We start from the raw sequence: 15,415 nt of genomic DNA on the forward strand, positions 1-15,415 counted from the left end.
GAGCGGCCGAACGAACTCCGTATCAGATGACGTTGGGCTCTATTTCCAGCTGCACGCCAAAGCGTTCGGCAATATCCGCCTGGATGCGCCGAGCCAGATCCAGAATCTGCCGACCGGTGGCCTGACCATAATTGACGAGCACCAATGCCTGCAACCGATGCACACCCGCGTCACCGTCCCGATAGCCTTTCCAGCCCGCTCGCTCGATCAACCAGCCGGCGGCAAGCTTGACCTGCTCATCGCCTTGCGCAAACGCCACCAGATCGGGGTATCGCGCCCGCAATGCAGCTGCGATCGACTGAGGGACCAAAGGATTCTTGAAGAAACTGCCTGCATTGCCTAGAACTCGAGGGTCGGGCAGCTTCTCGCTGCGAATGGCACAGACCGCACGACTTACATCCATTGGCGTCGGATGGCGGATATCGTGCTGTTGCAACCATTGGCGAAGAGGCCCGTATTCAAGCTTCAGATTTGCCGTTCGCTGCAGCAAAAAGCGCACCCGCAGAATGACGTAGCGCCTGGCCTCGCGCTTGAACAAGCTGTCACGGTAGCCGAACTGGCACGCTTGCAGATCGAATTCAACGAGACCTCCAGTTTCACGGTCCAGCGCGGTCAGCCCAGCGAACACGTCTTTGATTTCGACGCCATATGCACCAACGTTCTGAATCGGTGCAGCGCCGACGGTACCGGGGATCAGGCTGAGGTTTTCCAGGCCGGACAAACCGAGCTCCAGGCTGTGCAGCACGAAAGGATGCCATGACTCCCCCGCCGCCGCCTCGATCACCACCTGCTCACCGTCGTCATTGAGCACCCGCACGCCCCGACTGGCCATGCGCAGCACCAGCGCATCCACATCCGCAGTAAGCACCAGGTTGCTGCCACCACCGAGAACCCACAGCGGGGCACCAAGACGGCGAGCCTCGGCGAGCGCCTCGACTACCTCCTGGTCGTTATGAGCCTCGGTAAAGCGTGCCGCGCTCGCCTCGACAGCCATCGTATTGAAGGCCTTGAGCGAGCGGTTCTGTTCGATGATAAGGGTCACAGACGCTCCCTGACCTCGTTAAGCAGGGCGACGGATGCCCTTTCGATCAGGTCAAGCACCTGCTCGAAACCGTCCTGGCCACCAAAATACGGATCAGGCACAGCATCTTCGCCCAGGTTGTATCGGCGCAGGAACAGGCCCAGCTCACCGCGCGAGTTCGAGGGCCGTAGCGCCTGCAGTCGCTCCAGATTCTCGTGATCCATTGCCAGGATCAGATCGAAGCGCTGGAAGTCCTCGACCGCCACCTGTCTCGCTCGTAGCGTGCTGAGGTCATAGCCTCGCCTGGCGGCCGCCTGGCAGGACCGCGGGTCCGGCCCTTTACCGACGTGCCAACCACCGGTTCCAGCAGAATCGATGGAAATGCGACCTTCCAGCCGAACGTCCTGCACGTGCTTGCGAAACACCGCCTCAGCCGTGGGCGATCGGCAGATGTTGCCCATGCAGACGAATAGGACGTTCATGCTCAGGCTCCGAGCTGCTTGCGGACACGCTCGAGATCTTCTGCGGTGTCGACGCCAGCCGGAGGCGCCTCGATCGCATCGGCGACGTGAATGCGTTTGCCATGCCAAAGCGCGCGCAACTGCTCGAGGCACTCAGTGTTTTCCAACCAGCAAGGCCCCCAGGCGACGAAGTCGGCCAGGAATCCGGCCCTGTAGGCATAGATGCCGATATGTCGACGATAGGGAACCTCAGCCGGAAACGCGTCCCGGTCACGGGCGAAGTCATCCCGCGCCCATGGCAACGGCGCACGACTGAAGGTCAACGCCAAACCATTGATATCGCTAAGTACCTTCACTACGTTGGGATTGAACAACGACTGCGCGTCGCTCATCGGCTCGGCAAGCGTGGCGATGGCCGCTTCCGGATGTGCGTCGAGGTTGCGCGCGACCTGATCGATTACCGCAGGAGGAATCAACGGCTCATCGCCCTGCACATTGACGACGATCGCATCAGTCTCGAGGCCCAGCTTATTCGCCACTTCGGCGAGGCGATCTGTGCCCGAATTGTGATCGATACGTGTCAGCAACACCTCCGCCCCGAAGTCTTGGCAAGCCTCGAGAATCCGCTTGTCATCGGTAGCCACCACCACTCGCTGCGCACCGCTCTTGCAAGCTTGCTCCCAGACGTGACGAATCATCGGCTTGCCTGCGATGTCTTGCAGCGGCTTGCCAGGCAGACGGGTGGACGCATAACGCGCCGGGATCACGACCGTGTAAGGGCTGCTCATTTGTCTAGGCGCTCGTCCACTTCCAAGGTGCGGGCTTCGCTTTCCAGCATCACCGGAATCCCGTCTCGCACCGGAAACGCCATGCCGTCGGCTTTGCAGATCAGTTCGGACTTGTCGTCGGTGAGCTTCAGCGGGCCCTTGCAGAGCGGGCAGGCGAGAATATCGAGCAGTTTGGTATCCATGCGCAGTCCTTGGATGCAGCCGACCGCACCTGGCAGATCGAGCGGCTTAGGGGTGTTCAGGTAGCAATCGGCCCAGCTGTGTATCGAACCAGGTCACGAACGCCGCCGATGGCTCGGCCTGCACCTGCAGATAACACCAGCCCGGCGGCGCGAATGCCCGGCATTTGACCGCATCCTTCTCCGTCATCACCAAGGGTAGCTCGGGGCTGAAACTCAGCTGCTCCAGGCTATAACGGGCGTGGTCGGCGAAGGGATGCGGAATCGGTCGCCAGTGTAGCGCCTCGAGCGTACTGAAGAAACGCTGTGGATTACCGATCCCGGCGACCGCGTGCAGCTGCTGGCCTGGAGGGAAATGATCAAGCGACCAAGCCTGATTGCTTGCCAGCTCGATCAATCGGGATGGCCGCAAGGCGAAGCCGAAACCGGACGGACTGTCGGTCAGTGCTCCATTGAAAAGCACCGCGTCGACCGACTCCAGCCGTTCGAGCGGTTCACGCAGCGGGCCGGCAGGAAGACAGCGAAGATTGCCCAGGCCACGCGCAGCATCGATGAGTACCAGTTCAAGGTCGCGAGCCAGCCGGTAGTGCTGCAAGCCGTCGTCGGAAAGAATGAGATCGAGTGGCTCGCACTCGAGCAGTCCGCGAACGGCGCGTGATCGATCCGGATCGATCATGACCGGAACGCCGGTTCGCTGCGCGATTAAAAGCGGCTCGTCACCCGCTTCGGCCGCCGAGTGGTTGGGCATCACTCGCCAGGGATACGACGGTGGTGTGGCGCCGTAGCCACGGCTGACCACCCCCACCTTCAGGCCGCGGCGACGGCAATGTTCGATGAGCCATAGAATCAGTGGAGTCTTGCCGGTTCCGCCAACGGTGATATTACCCACCACCACCACAGGCACCGGAGCGCGGTAACGATCTGTCGCACCGCTGATGAACTTCTTTCGCTTGGCGACGACCACACGCCGGTAGAGCGCCTCCAGTGGCGCGAGCAACGCCAGGGCCGGGTGCCCTTCGTACCAGGCTCGCTGCAGACGGTCGGCAAAGGACATCAGGGCTCCGGCTGGGCCTCGACGGTGGTGATACGAAGCTGCGCAAAACCCAGCTTTCCGGCTGCATCCATGGCTGTGATGACAGCCTGATGCGGGGTCTTGCCATCGGCGCTGATGATCATCGGCAGGCTGGTGTCACCGCCAGACTCCTTGCTGAGAGCTGCCATTAACGTACTCAGGTCATGCTTGATCAACGTCTTGCCGTTCAGGGTAAAGCTGCCATCGACATCGATGACCACTTCCAGCTGCTTTTTCTCGGCATCCTGGGGCGGCGTACCACTGGCCGCTTCAGGCAAATCCACCTTAAGCTGTGTTTCGCGGGTAAAGGTCGTGGTCACCACAAAGAACAGCAACAAGATGAACACCACATCGATCAGCGGAGCCAAGCCGATGTCGACGTTTTCTCGCGCCTTACGTCGAAACTTCACGCCTTGCCCTCACCCAGATCGACGTCGCGGTCGCCCTGTACGACCTCGACCAGCTTGATCGCCTCCTGTTCCATTCCAACCACCAGTTCTTCGACGCGGCGCAGCAGGAAACGGTGAAAAAACAAGGCCGGGATACCGACCATCAGGCCAGCCGCCGTGGTGATCAATGCCTTGGAGATACCCGCAGCGAGCAAGGGTGCATTGGCCATGCCTGATCCCATGAAGGCACTGAAGATCTCGATCATTCCGAGCACGGTGCCTAGCAGGCCGAGCAATGGCGCGATGCCGGCAATGGTACCCAACGCATTGAGGTAGCGCTCGAGGTCATGGACGACACGCGCCGCAGCCTCCTCGATACACTCCTTCATGATCTCCCGGCCATGTTTGGAATTGGCCAGGCCCGCAGCTAGGATCTCGCCGAGTGGCGAATCCGCGCGCAGCTCTTTAAGTTTCTGGTTGCTGAGCTTCTTGTCCTTGATCCACTTCCACACCTGACCGAGGAGGTGCGACGGAGTCACGCGACTGGGTCGTAGCGTCCATAGTCTTTCGATGATGATGCCAGCCGCGGCGACGGAACATAGAATGATTGGCAGCATTATCCAGCCGCCCGCTTTAACCAGCTCCCACACGAGATGAATCCCCCTCGAAAAAGTGGCGCCACTCTAGCATAGGGCCGACGGACCGCCGACGGCCACGGTTCTCATTTTTCCCGCCAGAATCGCCGTTCGGCGCGCAATCCTCGAATGGGCTCGAAACGGCCGAGACGGATCTGCAGAGCACCCAGTTCAGCCGTATCGAAAATCCGGGCGCCCGATGCCCGCAAACGTTGCACGACATCCGGATGCGGATGGCCGAAGGCGTTGTGCAGGCTGCGCGAGACAAGCGCGCCTTCGGCACCGGCTGCCTGGATAAATGCGGTTGAAGATGAGCTGCGACTACCGTGATGCGGCACCAGCAACCACCGCACGCCCAGCGGCAGTTTGCTCGCCAGCAGCGCCTGTTCGGCCAGCGTATCGATATCTCCGGTCAATAGCAGGCGTTCACCGCCGGCTTCGACCAGCAGCACGCACGACGACTGGTTTCCATCCTGGGCTTGTGACCATCGCCAAAGCGTAAAGCGGACCTGCTCCCATTCCCAGTGCTCTCCAGAGCGGCACGCCTCGGCACCCAGCGAAGCAGGCAGTCTTTCCGGCTCACCGCTGAGCACTCGCGCCAACGGCATCAGCCTCTTGATAGCCATGGCGCCACCGGCATGATCGCTGTCAGCGTGACTGAGGAGCATCAGGTCGAGATCGGTCAATCCCAGCGTTCTCAACGACGGAAACACCACCCGCTCGCCAATATCGAAGTCGCCATAGCGCGGTCCCGCGTCATATAGAAGTGCATGATCCCGGGTGCGCACCAGCACGGCCAGCCCCTGACCGACATCAAGCACCCAAATTTCCGCCTGTCCCGCTGCGGGTTTGTTTACTGGCGGAAATAGCAACGGCGCGAGAAGCAACAGTCCCAACGCTCGAAATGGCACCCCGGCCGGCAACAAAAATAGCAGCGTCCCCAGCGCGACCAGCACCCAGGCCCATATCGGCAACGATGCCGGTAGCCATGCAGCCTGCCAACCGGCAAGCCATTGCAGCGTATCGAAAAGGAACGCCAACAGGCCACCCGCCAACCACAGCAACGACTCACCAACGCCCGCCAACCACAGCAGCGAAACCCCCATCAGAGACAGCGGCACGATCAGCATGCTGACCAGTGGCACCGCAAAAAGATTGGCGACTGGACTGCTCAGGCTCACCGGCAAGCCCAGCGCAAGCAATGCCGGCAACAGGCCGAGCGCCATGCACCACTGGGCACGGCTCAACGCCCGCCACCAGTCCCAGCTGCCCAGTCGGCCACGGAAGACCAATGCGAGCAGCGCCACGGCCAGGAAAGACAACCAGAATCCCGATTGCAAACTAACCAATGGATCGATTAGCAAGACGCCATCGAGCGCGACGAGCAGCGGTAACCAGACACCGAGATGTCGAAACCGCAAGCGCCACAACAGCACCAGCGCGACCATCACCGAAGCCCGCTGAACCGGGACTTCGAAGCCCGCCAACCAACCGTATGCGAGTGCTCCGAACAGCGCCAGACCGCAGGCACAAGGCAGCCAGTCGATCCGCCGCGGCCAGATGCCCCAACGCGCCAATAGCGCAACCAGGCTATAGAGCAGACCGGCCAGCATCCCCACATGCTGTCCCGAGATCACCATCAAATGCACGGTTCCGGTGCCCTGCAGGATGCGCCAGTCTGACTTGGACAAACCACTGTCATCGCCAACCACCAGCGCTGCAATTGCACCCGAGCGTCCTTGGGCGTCAACCGCCATCAAGCGTTGGCGCAACCGATCGCGCCACGCCAGGTTCCCCTCTGAAAACGCCACCCGCTCGCCTGCTTTGATCGTGCCGCTGGCACCGATCCGACGTGCAAGAAGCCAGGCCTCGTAATCGAATGGATGGGGATTGACCAGGCCACGTGGCCTTTTGAGCTTGGCGGCGAGCCTCCATCGCTCTCCCGCCTGGATCATCGGTCCACCGTACCAGGCCAGGCGCATCCGCGAGGGTAAGCCGGCATGTCGGGATGAGACATCAACCAGTTCGAAGCGCACCACACCGTCACGAACATCCGGCAGTCCAGTCACCTGCCCTTCAAGCCAGAAGGTACGACCGTCGAGTTCGGTCGGGAGGCGGTCGCTTAACGCCCAGTGAGCACTCAGGCAGGCCCATGCGAGACCGCAAAGAAAACAGCCAAGCGCTCGCCAACGAAACGGCAACAAGACCAGTCCCGTCACGAACATGAACGGCAGCGACCCAAAAGGTGGCAATTGCGGTAGAAAGCGCAGCAATAAAAGGCCTGCCGCCAGTGCCAGCAAGGCTGTACGCATGAAACATCTCCTGGATTCCCTTCCAGCGATCAGCACATCCGTAGAAGACGGCTACCGAGTCACTGTGGCATCACCGACATCCTGTCGGCCGCCACAGTGTAGAATCCATGTCACAAACTCATCTCAGCGCCGGGTCTCGTTTCAGGCATAATCGGGCGCGCTTCAGCCCGCCAGAGAATCTTCATGCCGCGTCGTTTTTTCAAACGCTACATGCCGCACCCCGATCGCATAAAGACCCACAAATCTTTGCGATTTCTCGGCACCCTGACTCACGATCCAAACCTGCTCCACCTCAACCGGCATTCGGTTTCCAGAGCGATAGCCATTGGCCTGTTCTGGGCCATGATTCCGATGCCCATGCAGATGTTGGCCGCCGCGCTATGTGCGGTTCCAGCCAGGGCCAACCTGCCAATAGCCGTAGGGCTGGTCTGGCTGACCAACCCATTGACCATGCCTCCGGTTTTTTATTGCAACTACAAGGTCGGCGCCTGGCTGATGGATACCCCGGTTTCGCCGATGCCAATGGAGCTGACCCTCGCATGGGTGCAGAAGATGCTCAGCAGTCACTGGGAGCCCTTGTATCTAGGCTCTCTGGTGGTCGGCCTCGTCTTGGCCGTGCTCGGTTACATTGCGACTCAGGCCTATTGGCGCTGGTGGGTCAGCCGCAGTTGGCGCAAGCGCCAACTGGACCGCCGCTGACACGCACACCTACTCATAGCGCAGCGCTTCTGCGGGCTGAGTCTGCGCTGCACGCCAAGCGGGATAGAGTGTCGCCAAGAAGCTCAGGATCAATGCGGCTAGCGTCACCAACAGCACATCCTCCAGACGCAGCTCTGATGGCAAGGTGTTGATGAAGTAGACGTCGGAGCTGAAGATGTGTTGCCCCGACACCCGCTCCAACCATCCCACCAGCGTACTGACGTTGAGCGCGCCCAACACACCTAGGACGGTACCTATCAGCGTGCCGGTCAGGCCAATGATGCTGCCCTGCACCATGAAAATCGTCATGATCTGACGAGGCGTCGCCCCCAGGGTACGCAAAATCGCGATATCGGCACGCTTATCGGCCACCACCATGATCAAGGTGGCGATAATGTTGAAAGCGGCAACCGCCACGATCAGCAGAAGCAGCAGCCCGATCATGGTCTTTTCCATCTTCATGGCGCTGAACAGACTGCCCTGTGTGAGCGACCAATCCTCGCTGCGGTAACCGGCACCAAGCCTGGCAACGAGGTCGTGCCCAACCTCCGGAGCGCGATACAGATCTGCCAGTCTGAGCCTGACACCTTCGACCTGGTCCGGTTGCCAGCGAAGAATCCGCGCCGCATCGGTCCGATGAATCATGGCCAGGCTGCCGTCCAGTTCGGCGCCCACCTTGAATACCCCGACGACATTCAATCGCTGCATGCGAGGCGTGATGCCGCCAGGCGCGTCACTGAGCTCAGGGACGATGAGGGTGAGCTTGTCGCCCAGTTTCAAACCGAATCGCCGCGCGGTCATCAGTCCGAGAATTACGCCGGACTCGCCCGGTTTGAGATCGTCGAGCCTGCCGGCGACCATCTTCGAACCAAGTATCGATACCTTACCTTCGGTCTGCGGATCGATGCCCTTAATCTCGATCGGCTGCATCGAGCCCTTGAATGAAAGCATGCCCTCCAGCTGAGTGATTGGCGCGGCGCCGAGCACTTCGGGATGCGACCGGAGCTGCCCGGCCAGCGATTGCCAGTCATCCACAGGATGTCCGTCACCGGCGATCACGACGTGCGGAACCATTCCCAGAATGCGGTTGCTCATCTCCCGCTGAAATCCGTTCATGACGGAAAGCACCATGATCATCGCCAGCACGCCCAACGAAAGTCCGATCATGGAGGTCAAGGAAATGAAGGAGATGAAATGGTTGCGACGCTTGGCCCGCGTATAGCGACTGCCAATGAAGATGCTGAGCGGCCTGAACATTACCCGGCCACCAACCGGCCGTCTTCCAGGCGCAGAATGTGGTCCATTTGCCCGGCGAGTTGCGGATCGTGAGTAACGACGAGAAACGCAGTGCGCAACGAGCTGCTCAACTCCAGCATCAGATCCTGAATACCTTGGGCGGTATGGTGATCGAGGTTACCGGTAGGCTCATCGAGCAGGACCAGCGCCGGGCGGTTGGCCAATGCACGAGCAATCGCCACGCGTTGACGTTCGCCCCCGGACAGCTCTGACGGCTTGTGCGCCAACCGGTGGCCGAGCCCCACACGCTGCAACAGTTCCGTCGCACGTGCCCGTGCATCGACGATCGGCGCCTTGCCGATCAGCAATGGCATGCAGACGTTCTCTAGAGCGGTGAATTCGGGCAACAAGTGGTGAAACTGGTAGACGAAGCCCAGCGCGCGATTACGCAACAGCCCACGATCCTTTTCGCTAAGGGCTGAAAGCTCCTCGCCGGCCAGCCAGACGCTTCCTTCGCTCGGTGTATCAAGACCACCAAGTAGGTTCAGCAGCGTACTTTTACCCGAGCCCGAACTGCCGACGATGGCAACCCTCTGCCCCGGAAACAACTCCAGTTGCAGGCCGGACAGCACACTGACCGACTCCGGGCCCTGCTCGTAGCGTTTTCCCAGGTTACGGCAACTCAATACCGCACGATCGTTGGATGACCTTTCATTCATAACCAGCTCACTCATATCGTAGCGCCTCGGCCGGTTGGGTACGGGCGGCACGCCACGCCGGGTATAGGGTGGCAAAAAAACTCAGGACGAGCGCTGCGACGCAGACTTGGATCACGTCGGCGGCCAACAGTCGAGACGGGAGATAATCGATGAAGTACACATCAGCGCTGAGAAACTTGTGTCCGATCAGGCGCTCCAGCGCAGCGATCCAACCGCTAACGTTCAGTGCTGCGAAAATACCGAGCAAGGCGCCTACCAGAGTACCGACGACGCCGATGACCGTGCCCTGAACCATGAAAATCGCCATGATCTGCCGGGGCGTCGCGCCAAGGGTACGCAGGATGGCGATGTCTCCGCGCTTGTCGGTCACGACCATGACCAGTGTGGAAATGATATTGAAGGCGGCCACCGCGACGATCAGCAGCAGCAGCAGCCCGATCATGGCCTTTTCCATACGGATCGCCTGATAGAGATTGCCATGGGTGCGGGTCCAATCGCGCGAATAGAAGTCGTCACCCAACTGGCCCGCCAATTCCCATGCAATACGCGGAGCCTCGAACAAATCGACGAAACGCAAACGCAGCCCTTGGACCTGATCGGGCTTCCAGCGATGCAGCCGTGCGAGGTCGGAAATATTAGCCATCGCCACGTAACCGTCGATCTCACCCGCGCCTACATGGAAGATGCCGCGTACCGTGAAGCGCTTCATGCGCGGGAAAACACCCGCTGGGGTGACCGTCACTTCAGGGGCGACGAAGGTGATCTTGTCGCCGACACCAACACCGAGTTTTTCGGCCGCCTTGTCACCAATAACGATGCCGAACTCTCCAGGCACCAGATCTTCTAGCGTGCCCTCTCGAAAGAACTGGCCAACGATGGATACGTCCGGTTCGACCACTGGATCCACGGCATTGACGAGAGTCTTGGTAACCTGGCCGCGGTGGGTCAGCAAGCCCTGCATCTGAATGAACGGCGCTACCGCTGCGACCTGCGGATGCTGCGCGAGCCGCTGCCCCAAGGCTTGCCAGTCGTTGATCGGCGTCGCGCTTTCGATCGTGGCGTGCGGGACCATGCCCAGCACGCGACTGCGCATTTCTTGGTCGAAACCGTTCATCACCGACAACACGACGATCATCACCAGCACGCCGAGCGCGAGCCCGATCATGGATGTGAAGGATATGAAGGAGACGAAGAGGCTGCGACGTCTGGCGCGTGTGTAGCGCGCCCCGATATACACGGACAGCGGTCTGAACATAAATCGATGAGTTCGCTTTCGCTGGCAGGAAATAACAAGCTGAATGACGTTGCCAGGCGGCCTGATACACTCAAGCCATCACTGCAGCCCGGGGATCGACATGCCCACAGAAGACACCGAAGATCGCCGCGAATACTATCGTATCGAGGACATGATCGCACTGGAAATCCTGCCGCCGGAACACGCCGAAACAGTCTCCGGTAGCGGCTCGGTGCGGCTGTTCGACTTGCTTGGTGAACTGCACCAGCTCGATTTCGAAGCACAGTACCTGCTGCGCCAGATCGCAGAGGGGAATCGCACGCTAGCCAACTATCTGAAGGTGCAGAACAAGCGCATCGACCTCTTGGGCCAAGCATTGGCACAGGACCTGATAAAAGACCTGGGGGCAGCACGCGAGGTTGTGCTCTCGGAAGGCGGCATCAGTTTCGTCAATGACCAGCCGCTCGGCGAAGACACGCTCTGGACGCTCAAGCTGGTGTTGATGCCGCAATGTCTGGGCATGTTGTTACGCGCCCGCGTCGCGAGCTGCCAGGCCCTCGACGACGGGCGCTTTGCAATCGGCACGTCCTTCGAAGCGTTGACTGATGCACAACGGCAACTGCTCGCGCGGCATATCCTGCAGAAACAGGCGACGGAACGACGCCTGGCTCGTGAAAGTCTGCAAGGAACCTGAACATGCATCGATTGCTTATCCCGCTTCTGACATTTGCTCTCTGCATCCCGGCACAGGCCGACGTCATCCGCATTCCAATCGGCCAACAAGGTCAAACCCAACAGCCTTTGCCCAATCGCGGCGACGCCAAGAACCAGGTACTTGAGCGCTTCGGTCTTGCCGATGAAGAGCATCCTGCTGTTGGTCAACCGCCTATCACGCGCTGGGATTATCGTGAGTTTTCGGTTTACTTCGAAGATAACCGGGTGATCGACAGTGTTTTGCAACACCAACGTCTCACTCCAGCACAGCGAGATAAACAACCGTGACATTGATCTATGGCCATCGTGGCGCAAAAGGTGAAGCTCCGGAAAACACCTTGGTCGGCTTCCAGCGATGCCTCGCCCATGGCGTGCGCCGCTGCGAGCTGGATCTTCATTTGTCCAAAGACGGCGAATTGATGGTCATCCATGACCCGACACTCAAACGCACCACGGGACGACGCGGCAAGGTCGTCGAGCACGACGCTGAAGACCTGATTCGTTACGACGCGCGCAGTGGCGGACCAGGCTGGAAACAACCCTGCCCTATCCCGCGCTTGTCGGAATTGTTCGAGAAATGCGATTTCGAGCACTGGCAACTGGAAGTCAAAAGCGCATCGAGGGTTCGCGCCGCGCGCTCGGTGCTCGCAATCAAAGAGCTGGCCGAGCGTTATGGCCTGCTTGATCGGATCACCGTCACATCCGGATCACGGGAAGTGTTGCGGGCCCTGAAGCGCCTGACCCCGGAAATATCGTGCGGACTGGTCGCCGAATACGCCTGGCTCGACCCCTTGAAAGTGGCCAAGCAATACGGCTGCGAGCTGCTGGCGCTTAAGTGGACGTTGTGCACGCCCGAGCGGATAGCCAAAGCCCGCCAGCAAGGGCTGCACGTTTCGGTATGGACAGTGAACGAACCGGCGCTGATGCGTCGGCTCGCGGATTTCGGCGTCGACAGCCTAATCACCGATTACCCTGGCCTCGCCGTCACCACGCTGCGCAACACATGAACTGAAGAGGACCGCCATGCCCGGCGGTCCTCGTTCCTGCCCTCAAAAGCTTTCCCGATTCGGCCAGCGCCAGTTCCGGGTATCTTCTCCAACCGGCTCAGGCCACCGGTCGGAGCCGCTCAAAAAAGCCGGTTTAGCCCGTCAAACGCAGCGACGCGATAGGCTTCGGCCATGGTTGGGTAGTTGAAGGTGGTATTGATGAAATACTTGAGCGTATTCGCCTCACCCGGCTGGTTCATGATCGCCTGACCGATGTGCACGATTTCCGATGCCTGATAGCCGAAGCAATGCACGCCGAGCACCGCCAGCGTTTCTCGATGGAAAAGGATTTTCAGCATACCTACTGGCTCGGCTGAAATCTGCGCCCGTGCCATTCCCTTGAAGAACGCCTTGCCCACTTCGTAGGGAACCTTCGCCTCCGTGAGTTCGCGCTCGTTCTTGCCGATCGAACTGATCTCCGGAATCGTGTAGATACCGGTCGGCACATCGTCGACGAAGCGCCAGCTGTCGTTTTCGACGATGCTCCCGGCAGCCGAACGGCCTTGGTCATAGGCCGCACTGGCCAGCGATGGCCAACCAATCACATCGCCCGCTGCGTAGATATTGCCGACATCGGTACGGTAATGCTCGTCCACCTTGATCTGCCCGCGGCTATTGACCTTGAGACCGATGTTTTCCAGGGCGAGCTTGTCGGTGTTACCGGTCCGCCCGTTACACCAGAGAAAGGCGTCCGCCTTGATCTTCTTGCCCGATTTCAGATGCAGGATGACGCCGTTGTCGACTCCTTCGACACGCTCGTACTCTTCTTTATGACGAATCAATACGTTGTTGTTGCGCAGGTGATAGCTGAGCGCATCGGAGATCTCGTCATCGAGGAAGCTGAGCAACTGATCTCGGTTGTCGATCAGGTCGACCAGCACGCCGAGACCGCTGAAAATCGACGCGTACTCCGAACCGATCACCCCGGCTCCGTAGATGATCAAGCGGCGTGGCGTATGGCTCAGGGTCAGAATGGTATCGCTGTCATATATGCGAGGATGCGAGAAATCGACGTCGGCAGGGCGATAAGGGCGCGAGCCGGTCGCAATGATGAATTGATTGGCCACCAGCGTTTCAACCATGCCGTTGGCACTGACCACTTCGACGGTCTGCTCGTCGGCAAAACTCGCAGTGCCGAAGAAAATGTCGATACGGTTGCGAGCGTAATAGCCGGTACGCGAGGTGACCTGCTTGGCGATTACGCTTTCGGCGCTCTTCAGTACATCGGGAAACGAAAACCAGCGCGGCTCACCGATCTGGCGGAACAACGGGTTGGTGTTGTACTGCATGATCTGGCGCACCGAATGGCGCAGCGCTTTGGACGGGATGGTACCCAGATGAGTGGAGTTGCCGCCGACATGCGGCCTGCTATCGACCACGGCTACCTTACGTCCAGCCTTGACCGCGTTCATTGCAGCGCCTTCGCCGGCAGGGCCCGAGCCCAATACCACCACATCGTAATTGTAGACAGCCATATTCACCCCTGAACACGCAGCAGGCAGCCCTGCCGCCGTTAACAAATTCGGTTGGTCTGGGCGAATCGCCATCGCTGGCGTACCGCCCTGGACCTTACGCCGATAAATCCAAGCGGCATCGGCGCTGCAGCATGCAAGACTCGGGTCGGCGGCCAACGCAGCCGACCACGCCACAGCCGGGGTCAGCGTTTGGTCGCGTCGTACGCGAGATCTGCTTTTTCACCCTGGCTCGCCTGCGCAGTTACTTCTTCGCACTTCTCGCGGCTACCGCCGCAGATCGAGCACTCTTTTTCGATGCCAAGATTGGCGATGCCCCCGCAGGAACCGGCGATGGGCTTACGCCCCATGATCACGCCGATGGACATGCCGAACACGACCAACAGCATGACGAGAAAAACGATTAACCAAGTCATTACTCTGCTCCCGCACCGAATAACTCATCGAAGGCCCCGGTGCTTCTGCTTATGAATTCCTGTCCTTCGCGGATGACGAAAAACGCTGCGATATTTCGCTCTGTCGCATACGCCATTCCCCGCTCGGGACCCATTACCATGAGCACAGTAGACAATCCGTCAGCCCTTAATGTCGAGGGATCGACCACCGTCACAGCCGCCAGATGGTGAACGATAGGGGCGCCGGTTTGCGGATCGAGCGTGTGTGAATAACGTTTGCCGTCACGCTCGAAATAGTTGCGGTAATCACCGGAGGTAGAAACGGCAAAGCCATCCAGTTCGATGATTCGTTGCGCAACCCGCTCGTTATCCCGTGGCGCTTCGATAGCGACGCGCCAGGGCGACCCATCCGGCTTGCGGCCCCGCGCCTTGAGCTCCCCGGTGATCTCTACCAGATAACTGTTGACGCCTGATGCCTCGAGCGCTGCCGCGACCTGATCAACCGCGTAGCCGGCGGCAATACTGTTGAAGTCGACTTGGACAGCCCTGTCCTTGCAAAGCTGCTCGCCCTCTACCCGGACATAATGCTGGCCGACATTTTGCCGAGCCGTGGCAATTTCTTCAGCAGACGGCACCCGCTCGCCTCGCCCCTGCGGACCAAATCCCCAGAGGTTAAGTAGCGGTTCGATGGTCAGATCCAGCGCACCGTCGCTTTCGTCTGAAAGCTGCTGCCCCGCCAGGATCAGCTCGCGCACGCCGTCGGGCATGTTCGTGCATTCGCCTGCAGGCAAAGCATTGAACATTTCGATATCCGAATCGGCCCGGTAGGTCGACAGTTGCCTGTCGATCTCGGCGAGTATCGACTCGGTCTCGCGCTGTAGCTGCCCCTTGTCGGCTGCCTCGCGCCCCGCCACGTACTTGACCGTGTAGGTGCTGCCCATGGTCGGGCCACCGAAGCTTTCCACCTTGTCCTGAAACAGACAGCCCGTCAGGGCCGCCGCCAGGGCGGCAACGATGACGGGCCGAAAGAACGCATGGGCCAT

Annotated in this window: 18 protein-coding genes; 4 read left to right on the forward strand and 14 right to left on the reverse strand. The window is 59.9% G+C overall.

The annotated features are described in order from the left end of the window. Nucleotides 1–22: 22 nt before the first annotated feature. From murB to UF78_RS14330, 8 genes are all read right to left on the reverse strand, one after another. Nucleotides 23–1,042: a UDP-N-acetylmuramate dehydrogenase gene (gene murB / locus UF78_RS14295; RefSeq protein ID WP_045162882.1), complete on the reverse strand. Its 1,020-nt coding sequence runs from the start codon at nt 1,040–1,042 to the stop codon at nt 23–25. After that, on the reverse strand, nt 1,039–1,503 hold the full coding sequence (locus tag UF78_RS14300; RefSeq protein ID WP_045162883.1) for a low molecular weight protein-tyrosine-phosphatase: 465 nt from the start codon (nt 1,501–1,503) through the stop codon (nt 1,039–1,041). Before UF78_RS14300 ends, murB begins: the two co-directional genes overlap by 4 nt. 2 nt (nt 1,504–1,505) lie before the next feature. Beyond that, nucleotides 1,506–2,270 (reverse strand): 3-deoxy-manno-octulosonate cytidylyltransferase, encoded by a 765-nt coding sequence (gene kdsB / locus UF78_RS14305; RefSeq protein ID WP_045162884.1) that lies wholly within the window; start codon nt 2,268–2,270, stop codon nt 1,506–1,508. Next, complete coding sequence (locus tag UF78_RS14310) at nt 2,267–2,452, reverse strand: Trm112 family protein (RefSeq protein ID WP_025241005.1); 186 nt, start codon at nt 2,450–2,452, stop codon at nt 2,267–2,269. The genes kdsB and UF78_RS14310 overlap by 4 nt, the downstream gene beginning before the upstream one ends. A 46-nt stretch (nt 2,453–2,498) precedes the next feature. Then, entirely contained in the window at nt 2,499–3,503 is a 1,005-nt protein-coding gene (gene lpxK, locus UF78_RS14315) for a tetraacyldisaccharide 4'-kinase (protein WP_045162885.1), read from the reverse strand. Next, nucleotides 3,503–3,931: an ExbD/TolR family protein gene (locus tag UF78_RS14320; protein WP_045162886.1), complete on the reverse strand. Its 429-nt coding sequence runs from the start codon at nt 3,929–3,931 to the stop codon at nt 3,503–3,505. Before UF78_RS14320 ends, lpxK begins: the two co-directional genes overlap by 1 nt. Next, entirely contained in the window at nt 3,928–4,560 is a 633-nt protein-coding gene (locus tag UF78_RS14325) for a MotA/TolQ/ExbB proton channel family protein (protein WP_045162887.1), read from the reverse strand. The genes UF78_RS14320 and UF78_RS14325 overlap by 4 nt, the downstream gene beginning before the upstream one ends. 71 nt (nt 4,561–4,631) lie before the next feature. Continuing rightward, entirely contained in the window at nt 4,632–6,857 is a 2,226-nt protein-coding gene (locus UF78_RS14330; protein ID WP_196298673.1) for a DNA internalization-related competence protein ComEC/Rec2, read from the reverse strand. A 183-nt stretch (nt 6,858–7,040) separates the two neighbouring features. On the opposite strand from UF78_RS14330, the gene UF78_RS14335 reads away from it, so the two are divergent. After that, nucleotides 7,041–7,556 (forward strand): DUF2062 domain-containing protein, encoded by a 516-nt coding sequence (locus tag UF78_RS14335; RefSeq protein WP_045162888.1) that lies wholly within the window; start codon nt 7,041–7,043, stop codon nt 7,554–7,556. A 9-nt stretch (nt 7,557–7,565) separates the two neighbouring features. Here UF78_RS14335 and UF78_RS14340 read toward each other — a convergent pair whose 3' ends face one another. The 3 genes from UF78_RS14340 to UF78_RS14350 are packed head-to-tail and all read right to left on the reverse strand — an operon-like array spanning nt 7,566 to nt 10,766. Then, the gene (locus tag UF78_RS14340; protein ID WP_045162889.1) at nt 7,566–8,813 is read right to left on the reverse strand and encodes a lipoprotein-releasing ABC transporter permease subunit; all 1,248 of its coding nucleotides are present in this window, start codon (nt 8,811–8,813) and stop codon (nt 7,566–7,568) included. Beyond that, a complete protein-coding gene (gene lolD, locus UF78_RS14345) occupies nt 8,813–9,511 on the reverse strand; it encodes a lipoprotein-releasing ABC transporter ATP-binding protein LolD (protein WP_045162939.1) in 699 nt (232 codons plus the stop codon). The genes UF78_RS14340 and lolD overlap by 1 nt, the downstream gene beginning before the upstream one ends. Nucleotides 9,512–9,518: 7 nt before the next feature. Next, entirely contained in the window at nt 9,519–10,766 is a 1,248-nt protein-coding gene (locus UF78_RS14350; RefSeq protein WP_045162890.1) for a lipoprotein-releasing ABC transporter permease subunit, read from the reverse strand. A gap of 100 nt (nt 10,767–10,866) precedes the next feature. Between UF78_RS14350 and UF78_RS14355 the strand changes: the two genes are divergently transcribed. Genes UF78_RS14355 through UF78_RS14365 form a run of 3 tightly spaced genes read left to right on the forward strand, consistent with a single transcriptional unit; the run spans nt 10,867 to nt 12,466 of the window. Continuing rightward, nucleotides 10,867–11,439, forward strand: coding sequence for a PilZ domain-containing protein (locus tag UF78_RS14355; RefSeq protein ID WP_045162940.1), 573 nt, complete (start codon nt 10,867–10,869; stop codon nt 11,437–11,439). A gap of 2 nt (nt 11,440–11,441) precedes the next feature. Next, the gene (locus tag UF78_RS14360; RefSeq protein WP_045162891.1) at nt 11,442–11,747 is read left to right on the forward strand and encodes a hypothetical protein; all 306 of its coding nucleotides are present in this window, start codon (nt 11,442–11,444) and stop codon (nt 11,745–11,747) included. Continuing rightward, nucleotides 11,744–12,466: a glycerophosphodiester phosphodiesterase gene (locus tag UF78_RS14365; RefSeq protein ID WP_045162892.1), complete on the forward strand. Its 723-nt coding sequence runs from the start codon at nt 11,744–11,746 to the stop codon at nt 12,464–12,466. The genes UF78_RS14360 and UF78_RS14365 overlap by 4 nt, the downstream gene beginning before the upstream one ends. Nucleotides 12,467–12,585: 119 nt before the next feature. On the opposite strand, the gene sthA is transcribed toward UF78_RS14365, so the two are convergent. The 3 genes from sthA to UF78_RS14380 all read right to left on the reverse strand — a co-directional run bounded on the left by sthA (nt 12,586) and on the right by UF78_RS14380 (nt 15,415). Next, entirely contained in the window at nt 12,586–13,980 is a 1,395-nt protein-coding gene (gene sthA, locus UF78_RS14370) for a Si-specific NAD(P)(+) transhydrogenase (protein WP_045162893.1), read from the reverse strand. A 182-nt stretch (nt 13,981–14,162) separates the two neighbouring features. After that, entirely contained in the window at nt 14,163–14,393 is a 231-nt protein-coding gene (gene nqrM / locus UF78_RS14375; protein ID WP_045162894.1) for a (Na+)-NQR maturation NqrM, read from the reverse strand. After that, complete coding sequence (locus UF78_RS14380) at nt 14,393–15,415, reverse strand: FAD:protein FMN transferase (protein ID WP_045162895.1); 1,023 nt, start codon at nt 15,413–15,415, stop codon at nt 14,393–14,395. The genes nqrM and UF78_RS14380 overlap by 1 nt, the downstream gene beginning before the upstream one ends.

It is taken from the genome of Stutzerimonas stutzeri (assembly GCF_000952685.1).
In the GTDB taxonomy this organism is placed as follows: domain Bacteria; phylum Pseudomonadota; class Gammaproteobacteria; order Pseudomonadales; family Pseudomonadaceae; genus Stutzerimonas; species Stutzerimonas stutzeri_E.